At 27.4% G+C, this 13,505-nt stretch carries 6 protein-coding genes; 1 reads left to right on the top strand and 5 read right to left on the bottom strand.

What is annotated here, in order from left to right; translation table 4 throughout:
• On the top strand, nt 1-5,331 hold the full coding sequence (locus tag ACXYRO_RS02185) for a hypothetical protein (protein ID WP_458614178.1): 5,331 nt from the start codon (nt 1-3) through the stop codon (nt 5,329-5,331).
• Nucleotide 5,332: 1 nt separating this feature from the next.
• Here ACXYRO_RS02185 and ACXYRO_RS02180 read toward each other — a convergent pair whose 3' ends face one another.
• The 5 genes from ACXYRO_RS02180 to ACXYRO_RS02160 form a co-directional block, all read right to left on the bottom strand.
• The gene (locus ACXYRO_RS02180) at nt 5,333-5,995 is read right to left on the bottom strand and encodes a hypothetical protein (RefSeq protein ID WP_458614177.1); all 663 of its coding nucleotides are present in this window, start codon (nt 5,993-5,995) and stop codon (nt 5,333-5,335) included.
• Nucleotides 5,988-7,001, bottom strand: coding sequence for a hypothetical protein (locus tag ACXYRO_RS02175; RefSeq protein ID WP_458614176.1), 1,014 nt, complete (start codon nt 6,999-7,001; stop codon nt 5,988-5,990). Before ACXYRO_RS02175 ends, ACXYRO_RS02180 begins: the two co-directional genes overlap by 8 nt.
• Nucleotides 7,001-8,287, bottom strand: a complete 1,287-nt coding sequence (locus ACXYRO_RS02170) for a glucose-6-phosphate isomerase (protein WP_458614175.1) — start codon at nt 8,285-8,287, stop codon at nt 7,001-7,003. Before ACXYRO_RS02170 ends, ACXYRO_RS02175 begins: the two co-directional genes overlap by 1 nt.
• Nucleotides 8,288-8,295: 8 nt before the next feature.
• On the bottom strand, nt 8,296-10,734 hold the full coding sequence (locus tag ACXYRO_RS02165) for a putative immunoglobulin-blocking virulence protein (protein WP_458614174.1): 2,439 nt from the start codon (nt 10,732-10,734) through the stop codon (nt 8,296-8,298).
• A gap of 153 nt (nt 10,735-10,887) precedes the next feature.
• Nucleotides 10,888-13,488: a coiled-coil domain-containing protein gene (locus ACXYRO_RS02160; protein WP_458614173.1), complete on the bottom strand. Its 2,601-nt coding sequence runs from the start codon at nt 13,486-13,488 to the stop codon at nt 10,888-10,890.
• Between the last annotated feature and the right edge of the window lie 17 nt (nt 13,489-13,505).

The raw sequence follows: 13,505 nt of genomic DNA, 5'->3' as shown, positions 1-13,505 counted from the left end.
ATGAAAAAGAAATTATGAACTATAAGCCCACTTGTTTTAGCAACACCAATTATAACTATTGCGTGTGCAAATAATTCGGATAAACAACCACATTTAAAAGATATTGTAGTTGTTTCAACAAGTTCAAATAATGCACTTATATCAATACAAATCGATAATTTATTACCAAATAAAACTTATAATCTAGAAGTAAAATTAAGTAATGGAATTTCTAAGCATATTAGTGTTAATTCTAATAAAGCTATTAAAGTTACAATTGATAATTTAACAGCTAATACAACATATCATATCAATTCAATTTTGCTTGATTCGCAAAATATTATTAACAATAATAATCAAAAAATTACTTTTACAACTAAAAAATCTGATGATCAAAGTATGTTTGATTTTAATGATGCAACATTTAATGTTTTAAAAACTGATGCAAATTCTGCATCGGTTGTTTTGGATTTTATAGCAAAGAATTTTCAAAATAATAATGTGCAATTTAAAGTAGTTTTAAATAATGACAAAAACTATGATGCAACTTATGTTTTAGATGGCAATAAGATTCGTTTAAGCATTAATGCCAGTGGTTTGAGTGCTAACACAAGTTATTATGTTAAATCTATTTTATTAGTTAATCAAGAACAAAGCAAAGAAATTTATAAAAATAGCGATGCTAATAAGTTTGCTTTTCAAACAACATCTATTGATACAATAAATCCTGCCTTAAAATCTGTAAATATATCAGGTATAACAAAAAATAGTGCAAATTTAAATGTTGCTTTTAACAATTTGCAAACAAATACACAATATAATCTTAAAATTAAATTCACCAATGGAATGCAAAATGATTTCTTGTTAACATCTCAAAATGCTACATTCTTGATTGATAATCTTCAAACCAATACAACATATCAAATTGCTCAAATTCTACTTAATAACCAAGAAGTTATTACATCAGATAATCAAAAAATATCTTTTAAAACATTAGATGATATGCAAACTAACCAGCCACAACAAAAAGAGTATAAATTTAATTTTGATAATGCAGTTTTTAAAACAAGTGAAATAACAACAAATTCAACTAATGCATCGATAACTTTTAATAGTGAAAATTTTAATAATTCAGATGTAAATTCAACATTTAAAGTGATATTAAATAATGATCAAATCTATAATGCTAGTTATAATGTTATCGATTTAAATCAAATTAAATTAACTGTAAATGCAACTAATTTGAAAGCTAATACAAATTATTTTGTCAAAAGCGTTTTATTTTCTAATGGTAGTAGTAAAGTTATATATACCAATAACTATTCTAATAAATTTAGCTTCAAAACTAAAGCGAATCCTATTTTAAGAAGTATTAAAACAACTGATATAAAATCACATAGTGTAAATTTATCGTTAGATTTACAAAATTTGGAACCTAACAAAGAATATAATCTTAAAATTCGATTCAAAAGTGGATTTGATAAGGATTTTGTTGTAAATAACAACACATCTTCTTACCAAATTAGTGATCTTGCTGCTAGTTCTACATATCATATTTCACAAATTTTATTAAATAACATCGATATAATCACTTCGGATTCCCAAAAAATCTCTTTTACAACTTTAACAGATAACTCTAACAATTCTGAGTCAAAACCAATTGAATATCATTTTGACTTTAATAAAGCACAATTTTCGTCATCTGAAATAACTACAAATTCTGCTAATTTATCTTTGAATATCCAAACAAAAAATTTTAATACTATTAAGCCGAATTTAACTTTCAAACTTATATTGAGTAATGATTACCGATACAATGCTACTTACCAAATTCTAAGTCCTAATCAGCTAAAACTAAATATTAATGCAGATAACTTAAGTGAAAATACAAGTTATTTTATTAAATCTATTTCATATAATGAAGATAATCAAGATCATTTAATTTATAGCGATTCAAATAACAAATTTAATTTTAAAACCTTGTCATTACCAGATCAAGTAACTAATGTTAATATTTATCATAGTTCGCTATTGGTAGAACCAAATTCAAATGCTAACAACCAAGTTGATGTAACTATAAATAACATAAAAGATATTTATCAAAATAAATCTGCAAGAATAGTATTAACAAAAAATGGGAGTGATATTTATAGCAGTGAAATAACATTAAATAATGCAACAAATTATACTTTTACAATAAACAATCTTTCGAATGGAACATATACATTTAAAAACTTTCAAGTAAATATAAATGGAAATTGAAAAACATTTGAAAATAGTTTCTCAGGCACATATTCATTTACTGTCACAGAAAAACAACCACAAAAAGAAAATACTGCACCAGTTTCAAATAATGATATCAAAAACTATGGTAACATTTTTACCTTGCAAAATGCTAATCTTATTTTAGGCAATGATTTAAATATTAATACATCTAATGATTTTCATGAATTGAATAAAGATACATTAAAAACAAAAGATTCTTATTATCCTATATATTTTAATTATTTAGATGCTCCTACTACTAAAACAAGTTCAAATGACACTGAAAACAAATATACTCAAACATCTAATGTAGATGTTTCTAGCATAAATGTTACAAATGATACAATAACTATAAATATTACTAACACATCGGAAGGCATAACATCTGCAAAAGCATTGGTAAAAAGTTTTGACCAATATAATCCTTGAGTAAAATACTTTGATTTAAGTGTTAATAGTAATCAACTTTCATTTAATGCAAACAATCTAAGTAACTATCAAAATGACTATATTATTACCCAACTTGTTATTAATAATAATAAAGTAGCAACCTTTAATTTGCAGTCAAAATATAAGTTTTCTAAGAAAAATAATTCATTTGATAATTTAATGTTGCAAAACTTTGATATTTATAAAAATCAGAACACAAAAGAGATTTTTGCAACAGCTTCATTTAATTGAACAACTGAACAAGTAAAAATTTTATCAGATAAAGTTTTTGTTTTCTACTTTGAAGTAGAGAAAAAAGTTTATAAAGAAGAAAAGAAAACAGATTTTCCGTTTGGACCTACCGTTATTGTAAACAAAGATCAAGCCTTTGATGTTGAAAATGCTGTGCCAGCAAGTAAGAAAATTTATATCCCTTTTAAAGATTTATCTAAATTTTCACTTGCAGCCTTTCATGAACAAATTAAGTATAAACTTAAATATATTGATGTAGTAAATAATAAAAGTTATCTAAATTTTATTCCCAGAAAAGAAGTTACTAATAAGAACATTGAGTTTTCATATAATTTTGACTGAACATCAGAAAATAAACTTAAAAACCAACTTGATGATGGCTCATCTGTAAGTAAGGTAAAAAAGTATGATTTATTATCTACAACACATCAAAGCAACATTACTTTTTCACCTGAAAATTTTAATGCAGTTTTAGACTATAATTTTGATTATTTTAACTGAAAAACCAGATATAAAAATTCAAAAGAAAACTATCCAGACCGTAATTACACAATTACAAAAAATAATATAGCTCAAAAAATTCATTGATTTAAAACTCGAGAATATCTTAATGATTCAATTTTTAAATTAAGTGAAAATAATGCTACAGCAATTATTTCTGAAGATTTAAATTCAATTATTATCCCAAGTGATTTTGATAAAGAGAACATAATTTTCTGATTTGTTTTTGAACTTGATTTAAATCCAAGAGAGTTTAAGGATGCAAATGAATTTGATAATATTCATTCGCGTGTTAGAGTTCCTGTTTCTTTGAAAACCTTGCAAGAAAATCAATATATTGATGATGTTGATTTTATGTATGATTATGTTTCTGAAACACCTGCATTTCAACAAAGTCTGTATTCAAAAATTAAGAGCAATATTAAATTTAGTTTATCATTAACAAATAATCAACTTACATTAAAACTCCATATAAGAAATAATAATATCCATTTTAATAACATCCTTGCTACACATAATCATTCAACTAGTCGCTCAGCATTTATTTCGAGAAATGAATTTTTTGTAAATTGAATTCAAAATGAAACTGATACAGATGAAAAAATTAAATTTAAACAAGCTAAGAAACTTGATAAAAACTCAATTCAGGGTTCATCAATTGGTTATAAAAATACATATGAATTAAAAACACATAATCAAACAGTTCAAAATATAGAAGCGAGAAATAATATTTTAGATGATGCACCTGCGAAGGATGACCGTTCAAAACGTTTATATAAAGAAGATTCAGTTAAACCAATCGAAGAGGGTAGATCCAGAGTGTTTAGTTTAAATGCTGATGCTGATGGAACTTGAAATATCTTTTCCAAAGTTAATGATAATCCTAATGATTTTCGTTATTATGCCTTTGTTAATTTTCATGTTTGAAACACCAATCGTCATTCAGGGATTGGAACTTGAACGCAACATCATAACGGATATGAAAGAATTGTAGTTCAACATCCTAAATTGATTTCTTCGACTAATATTAACAGACCAACCCAAGATCAACAAAACAATAAATATTTACCAATTTATACTGATAAACAAGCAAATAATGCTTCGGATGATACAAATGATAAAAAATTTACATATCCAAAACTAACACCTGATGGTGATATGTTTGATTTTGAAATACCAAGCAGTGAACAAGGAATAACTTTTGATTTATTTTTAGATTTTAGCGGACAAGTTCAAAATTCATATGGAAATTTTAAAAATACTGATGGAGAAATTATCAGCAGAAGCACAAATAATAACCTCGATGCAATTGTTGCTATTGTAGATTTCAAACCAATTTTTACAACCTTTGATGGTAAAGATTTGGATACATATAAATACAAAGAAAGATTGTTAACTCAGCATGAAAAAAATGCAATAAAGCACTTTCTTAATTTCAAAAACCTTAAACCATTAAACATTTCGGATTTATCTTTATATCTTAGTTCCTTTAATAATTTAAACTTCTATATAGCAACTCTACCTAAGGTTGTTACCTTAGGTAATCAAGAAAGTTATCCTGGGTTACGCTATCGCGAATATTTAATCGGTAATAACCCGATTAAATATTATGGTAATGATAAAAGCACCATTGATGCAGTTCGTCCTGCACTATGAGGAGAGGTTCCAGATTTTGACTGGGGAAGTGGTTCATCAGGTAGTGGAGTTTATGATAGTGACGGTAATGTAGTTGGTTTAGATAAGCAAGCCGGAAACTGAGGATCAAATAATTTTTTAGTTTTTGATACACAAAAATATGCATATTTAAAAAATCGTGGATTACCTTATAATCCAACTACTTTTGAGCAGGTTGTAAAGAAAATGGCATATTTATACCCTGATCAATTTAAGGATATCTTCAAATAGTTTATTTTACTTTTTGATAAGTCTTAAATTCAAAGAAATCATATATTTGTGATGAATTTAAGACAAATGTCTTTTCAGAATTAATACATTCTTTAATCTTATTAATTTGATCAACATAGTAATTTCCATCCAAGATGACTAAGAATTTCACTTTGTCATCTTGATTTTTATTAGCATTTTCAATAAATATCATCACATCGTTTCTTTGATTATCTTGAGCACCACCTTTTTCATTGGTATATTTGAAAGTGAAATAAAAAATTATATCGTCTTTGATGAATTCAAAGTCGATACTTTTGTTTGTAATTTCATTATATTCACGATTGGATAAATCAAGGATGTTACCAAACTTGTTGATAAATTTAGCATTCTTACCAGTTTTGGGTAATTTAAGGATGGTAACATTATGAAGTTGATTGTGAAAGTATTCGAGTAAAATATCTTCGTGGATGTTTTGTTTATTTGGATCTTTTGCATATCTTATGAGAGCAAAAATATCCTCATTTATGATTTTATCCTTAATAAAATCAACATCTAAATCATATCTATTTGCATCCTTATAAATTTTTTCTAGCAATGATTTATCATTTTGTATCAGCAATCTTTTAACATCCTTGATATTATGCATTCTTCTTTTCTTTAATTCTAAATCTCAGTTAATCATCATAACCACCTAGTTCATAAACAACACTCATTATTCGTTTTGCCTCAGTCCAACTAAGTCTACGACGGTATTTAAAGTCCTTTCTTAAACCTTTAAACGAAGATAAAAACACATCCTTAGTTTCGCAGCGATATTTAACTAAATAATCGTTTAATGCATTGATATATGCTTTTAATTGACTATCATCAAGACTTCAGTCATTAGGCAATTTAATTCTTGTATAACTTCGTGATGAATTATTGACATTTTTGCATTTTGAATCTGCTAACGAAAACATAATACTATCATTTTTTGTATTATCGATGCCATTTAATCATATTTGTCCGTTATTATCGTTAAAAACAAATTTATATTGATTTTGTGGTTGCTTTTGAAGTTGTTTTAACTCTTTATATCAACCGATAAAAACATCATTTTTATATACCAAAAAATCCTCAGTAGGATTTTTGTTAAACAAAGCAAGACAAACTGGACATTCAGTATCATTAAACATTTTCATTTGCAACGAAATTACTGCATATAAGCGACTTTTAAGATTTAAATTAGTTGATGTGATAAAAGTTTCAGGAATAATTGCGGCAACAAAATCAGTATGTTTAAGCATAATATCCAAAGCATATTTATATAAGTCATCATAACCACCAAAATCATTATTTATCTTAGAACGTGTTGCATTATTTTTTGCTAAATACGGTGGATTAGTAATAGCTAATTTATATCCTTTAGGATAGTTTTTTAATGAATCATTGATGTTAATTTGATATTTATCAAAATGATTAATTTGATTGTTGTTTTGATCATAAAAATGTTGAATATCAAAACATTTTCATGGGTTATTTAAATTAAGTTGTGATAACAAGAAAGGTATATTATTAGAACCCGCAAAAGGCTCTAAATATGTGATATTATGGGATAATAAATTATTTTCTTTAAGTCACTTAAAGAAAATAATATTATCAAATGGATTACAAATAGTAAAGAATTGTCCTAATCGTTTTTTGTTCATTATTTCTTTTCTAGCATACTGAACATATTCTTTTTATATACTTCGACACCAGGTTGGTTGAACGGATTAACTCCTAATAAATATGCACTCATTGCTAATGCTCGTTCAAAGAAGATAAATAAGGTTCCTAAGGTTGCTTCATTAAATGTGTCAAATAACATATGAATTACAGGGATTTTACCACTGATATGATGTGCATTTGCAGTAGCATTAAAAGCAATGTTATTAACTTGGTGTAAATTATTTGAAGCTAGGTAATTTAGTTTGTCATAATCAATTGCTTCTTTTGAAAATTCAATGTTAGCAGAAGGGTTTTCTAAGGTTAAAACAGTTTCAAAAAGAATTTTATTACCATCTTGAATCGTTTGTCCTAGCGAGTGTAAGTCGGTAGAAAATAAGCAACTGGTAGGTCATAACCCTTTTCCATCCTTTCCTTCAGATTCACCAAACAGTTGTTTTCATCATTCTAAGAAGTATTGTAGTTTTGGTTCATATGAAACCATCATTTCGATAGCATAATTGTTATTATATAAATGATAACGAGCAGCAGCATATCAGTAAGCAGGATTTGATTCAAGTTTTGATTCAGAAAGTTCCTTATTAGTTTGGTTTGCTGCATCTAAAATTCCTTTTGCATCGATTCCAGCACATAAAAACGGGAATAAACCAACTGCTGTTAATACCGAAAAGCGTCCACCGACATCATCAGGAACAACAAACCTTTGGTAACCTTTTAAGGTTGCTAATTCAAATAAAACACCTTTTTGTTTATCGGTTGTTGCAACTATATAATCGCTTGCTTGATCACCGATTTTACTTTCAAGCAATTTTCTAAATTCACGAAAAGCAATTGATGGTTCTAATGTGGTTCCGGATTTGGAAATTACATTAATAGCAAATTTTTTATCATCAACATATTTTAGTTTTGCAACTAATGTTTCTGCTGAAATATCATTTCCAGCAAATAAAAGTTCCATTTTAGGTTTTTTGCTTGAATAAGGTCCGTAGATAAAATCATAACCACTTTTAGCACCTAAATATGAACCTCCAATTCCAATGACAACAACAACTTCGATTCCAGTTTTAAATCAAAAATCGGCTTTCTCTTGCATTGCTTTAAATTCATCTTTATCATAATCAGCAGGTAGATTATATCAACCTAACCAATCTTTTTCAGCGACATTTTTGTTAACTATATCATTATGGATTTGGGTTATTTTAGGTTGTAAGTATTTTAATTCTTCTAATGATGGGGCTTTTGAAAAATCTAATTTTAAGTGTTTCATATTTTCCTTTATGTGATTTCTAATGTATCTTGATCACTATATACTTGCACATTGTATCCGTTTTGTTGTAATTGTGCTGCTAAATTAGTAGCAATTTTATCAACTAAAATAGGTTTACTTGCAAATTCTTGGTATAAGGTTTTTGTTAATGTTCTTAATTCGGATAAACCGATTGATGTAAGTGTTCCGTTACCACTGATATATAATTGATTAGTTTCTCCGTTGCTAAAGGTAATTTTTGAATCTAGTTGAGGGGAATTAAGTACAAAGTTTTCATTAAATCCCGCATTATTAATATCGTCTGCAGTCATTGTAAAAATTTGCGAATTATTATATAACTTTAAACGACGGATTTTACGTGGTTTATTATTTGATGCTTTTTGATTATCAGAAAATATTAATCCTTTTAATGATTTAATTTCTGGTACCCTAGAAAAATCAAGTCCTTGAGGATATGAGTTATCTTTTTCTTTGGTATCTGGATCTAATCCAGATCCGTAACTACCTTGAAAGAATGGTTCATTGTTGCGAGTTCAATATACCATTCTTAAACCTAAATTAATTTCTTTATATGGATCAGAAGTATTTTTTAAATAATTTGATTCATCAAAAGCAATGGTATCAAAGATGATTCGTGTTGCTATCGGGATGTTCTTTTTATAGTTTTGGTTAGGATTATAATCATTAGTATTAATTCAAGCAACTTTGTTTAATGCTCAAGGGTTATAACTTCAAGCATCTAAAACAGGATTTCCATAGGTATATAAACCTAGTTCATCAATGTTTTTGTCTTTTAAAGCAATTAATGCAGATGTATTAGTTGCTGAAGCATCAAAGAATAATTGTAGTTGTGGAATATGATTAGGAAGCAATTTAAAGATATCAATATATTTTTGTGCAGCACTTGCTTTACCTAAGTTATTAAAGCGATATGAAGTAATTTGTATTTTATTTTCTTCAAGTTCTTTAATTAAAGAAGCTGTTTTTTGGTAAGCATTTGTATCATTCATATCAATATAGAGCGCATACCCTTGGTTGCGTAAGGTTGGGCTTTTGTCATCACGGGTATAATCATAAACTTTAATTCCAGGTGTGTTATTAACATATTTGCTAAAAATTGGTTCATTAGTTACATCGGTTTTAGTTCAACCTGGATAATTTCCTTCTTCTAAATTTCCTGGTGTGATAGCTTGTCAGTCATCATAACCAAAAGCTCTTTTGTATTTGTTATCTCTGGTAACTCTTGCAGTTACACGGTTAAATCCAGGAGGTAGTTCTTGTCCATAACTATCTAGTTCTCCATTTTCATTAATAAATACATTATCAGGATCAAGTGTGTAACCTTTTTTTAGAAAATCGATTGCTCTTTGTGAAAGATTAGTAAATTTGCTGCGATCGAGATGGAAAGCGACATAAACTTTTTCTTCTATGAAGCTATTAAATTTACGTTTTAAATAGATATCACGATAGTTTTGTTTGATATATTGCAGATATCTTGGATCATTTTTATGTCTTATAATTTCTTCAGCGATTCTACCAAAACGATCATTTATTCCAGTTCAAAAACCTTTAGATAGTATATATGGAGCATTTTCAGATTCTGAATCATCGGTAGCATCTGCAATTTTACCTGCATTAGCATTAATCCCATCGATAGCAACCTTAGCATCTGCTGCAATAAGTTGTGGTGTTACTTCAACAGAGATAATTTTTCCGGTTGTAACATTTTGGTATCCTTTCGGATTGGCAATTCCATCTTCGATATCTTGTTTAGAATATTCATGTGGTATAACCTTAAAATCTACCTTAGCCCTTGCTGTTGTGTTTGCAATATTTATTTCTGTATAACCATCTCCGATTCCGTCAATGTTATACTGTGTATTTGTAATAGGTTGAGTAGGTTTTGGCGTTGTTGGTTGTTGTATAGGTTTAGGTTGCTCGACTATAACAGGTGCAGAAGGTTGTGGTTTGCTCTCTACTTTTTGCACAGGTGGTTTTTGTTTTATCGGCTCTTGTTTTAAAGGTTGTGTAGTAATAACAACTGGTTTTTGTAAATCAATAGGTTTTTGTTGTGTTTGTGGTGGCTTAAAATCTGGTGCATTTATTATAATTGGCTCTTTTGGCTGTTTTGGTTGATTTTCAGGTTTTATGATAGGTTCTTTTGGTTGTTCTTTTTGTGGTTGACTTGGAGCGATATTAATAACAACCGGATTAGTAGGTTGCTCTTTAATTTTTTGCAAGTTATTATCTATATTTGATGAGTTTGCTAGATTGGTGTTTAATTTGTTTTCAGGAATTAATCTAGCATCTTGATTTGATAAATCAGTTTTGCTTCCACTTAGAATTTGAGCTGATGTTTGATAAACTACTGAAGCAATGCTGCTAGATAAAATTAAGCTACCAGAAATAGCTGCTAAGAGAATGAAATTCTTACGTTTATATGACATCTTAACCTCCATATAATTTATATATAAGTTATAACAAAAAAGCAGAATATCAAAAATTATTTTTTAAATATTTTTTGATTTTTTTATGCTATGATAAAGCAAAAAAACTAATTTACAATTATGTATATTTTAATGATAATAAAAATACAAACTCTACGAGTTTGTATTTGTTTTTGTTGATTTGTTTTCTGCAGGTTGATTATTTGTAGTTTTGTTATTAGATTCGGTATTAACCTGTTCTTTTGCTCCTTGATTTTCATTAGTGCTTGCTTGTGATTTAGGATTATTTGAAGTTACTTTTGTTGTTTCTGTGGTGTTTCAAAGTGTATTTAAATGTTCTAAAACAACTAATGAAGCTTTGAAAGTTGCAAATGCATTTGCAAGTGTGTATGGGGTGAATGCAGCCTTGATTTGTGTTGCAGGAGCATACACAGACGTATCAAATTTAGTAAAAGCATTCGATCTAAAACTGATGTTTGGATCATTTAATTTAGTATAGTAAGCATTACGAGCATCTGTTAGTTCTTGTTTAAGTTGTTCAAGGTTGGCATCTTTACTTTGTATTGCTTTAAATACTTTTTCTGATGCTAAAAAGTAATTTTTCTCTAGTGCATCAAATTCTTTGTAAAAAGTTTTTGCATCAAAAGATTGTGAAGTTGATACAAATGAATTTGCATCTGTGCTATTGATATAAGCAATATTATCGTTTTGCGATATATCTAATAAAGATTTAGTAGTTGTATTATAAGCATCGGTATCGACTACTGTTGATTCTAATGATAAATCATTTCATTGATCAGAATATAAATTAGTTCATTGACGAATTCAAGCAATAGTTTCTTGACCAGGAATATAGTAGTTATATTTATTATTTTCAGATGTATCTTTTTGATATCCTAATTGATCTTTTAGCTCCTGTGAGTCAGGATTTAAGCCTAAATCTTCTCAATATAAGTATAAATTAGATAAAACTAATAATTTTTCATATAAAAATCTAAGTTTAAGTTTCTTATCGAAAGTTTTTAGCATATCATCTTCAGTTTTAGATTTAATTGGTGTATACTCAGTATTAAAATCTTTTAAAAGTTGATCGATTTTTTCATTATGAAATTTTTGATTACCATCGTTTTGCGATTTTTTAGCAGTTATTTCTGTAATTTTGTCATCAATTTTTTTAATGTATTCAGTATTTTCTTTTTTGAATTTTTCTAAATCAGATTTAAGATTATCTGCAGTTAGTTTATATTTACTAAAATCTGAATTTGCTTGTGTAAGATATCCTAAAATTCCTAATTTAGTTTGTTCTCCATTAAAATAATCAATATATTTTAAATTACCTAGAGCGGAATAAAAAGGTTTGTTCAATTTATAGTAGTATATACTTCTAAAACCATCTCCAAGCGTTTTTAAATAATCAGCATATTTTTTATGAAGCTCTTGAGCTTGATTTTTAAGACTTAAAATATCATCGGTTTTTAATAAAGCATTTGAAAGTGGAAAGTCACTTATGACAAAGTCGATAAATCATTTGCTCTTGTCAATTATTGGATTACCATCAGAAGAAGTTGCTTTTGATGCATAATTAGGAGTTCAAATTTGTGATAAAAAAGTTGCATAATTAATTAATTGTTCTTGAAATGGTTTTGCTTCTGCAATAAGGTTTGCATCTTGTTTTTTATCATTTGACATTAATGTCTGCAGATTTAATCCACCTAATCTTGCTGTTGTGAATGCAAAAACTTTTGATTGTTGGATTTTTTCATCCTTAACTTTTTGCCCATCTGTTTGGTTTGTAGATACAAATTTTGATTTATCAGTTGCACTAACTTGTTGTTCGATTGCAACAATGTTATCATATCTTCATCTAAATAAATCGTTCATAAATGATTTATTGGATTCTAATAATTTTGGTAACTTAATTTTTGCATCTTGTAATGCAGTTGAAATTCGAGAAAAATATGAAATTCTAGATTCGATGATTGAAGCGATATTTCATAATGATGCACGGTTTTCTACAGTTTGCTGATATATTTCACGATTATTTTTAAGTGGTTCAATTAAACGATTGATTTGATTTATAAATGATCTTTTATTTGCTGCACTTATGTCTTTTGCTTCTCTAATTTCTTCTATAGTTTTTTCTAAAAATAAGATAGTAAAATCATTTATTTCAATCAAAGCTTTTTTGCCTGAATAATGTCGCTTTAAAAAACTACTTTTAATTTCTTGGTTTTCATTCTCTAATTTTTCTTTATCTGATTGTAGTTGTTCGATAGTTTCTTTGTTATGCTGAGCATTTTGTTCGTTTTGTTTTTTTAATAACTCCTCATGTTGTTTTTGCTGTTTAGTACTTTCTTCTTGAATTTTAGTATTTTCTTTTTTAAGTGAATCAACTTCAACTTTTAAATCAGAATTTTCAGTAAACAGATTTGGAATAACTGATAAAGCAGCAGTATTATAATCAGATAATATTTTATTATATAAAGCATTTAATTGCTCTATGGTAGTAGTTTTTGAATTAGTTAATTCATCGAATTTATTTTTATTCTCAAGATATTTTTCAGAGTTAAGATTGTATAAATTTACTCTTTTTAACATCTCGTCTATTTGTTTTGATTTTAAAACAATTTCCTTTGATTGTTGTGGTTGTTGTGTTGTTTTTTCTGGTGTACATGCAACAACTAAAGCAACGGACAAAGTTAATAAAGATGTACTAGAAAGTAATTTTCATTTTTTTAATTTTTGAATTTTCATAATCTCCTTTTTTTAAT

The organism is Mycoplasma sp. 4013, assembly GCF_054353875.1.
The sequence above is the reverse complement of the archived record's forward strand: the minus strand, read 5'-3'. Positions and strand labels throughout refer to the sequence as shown.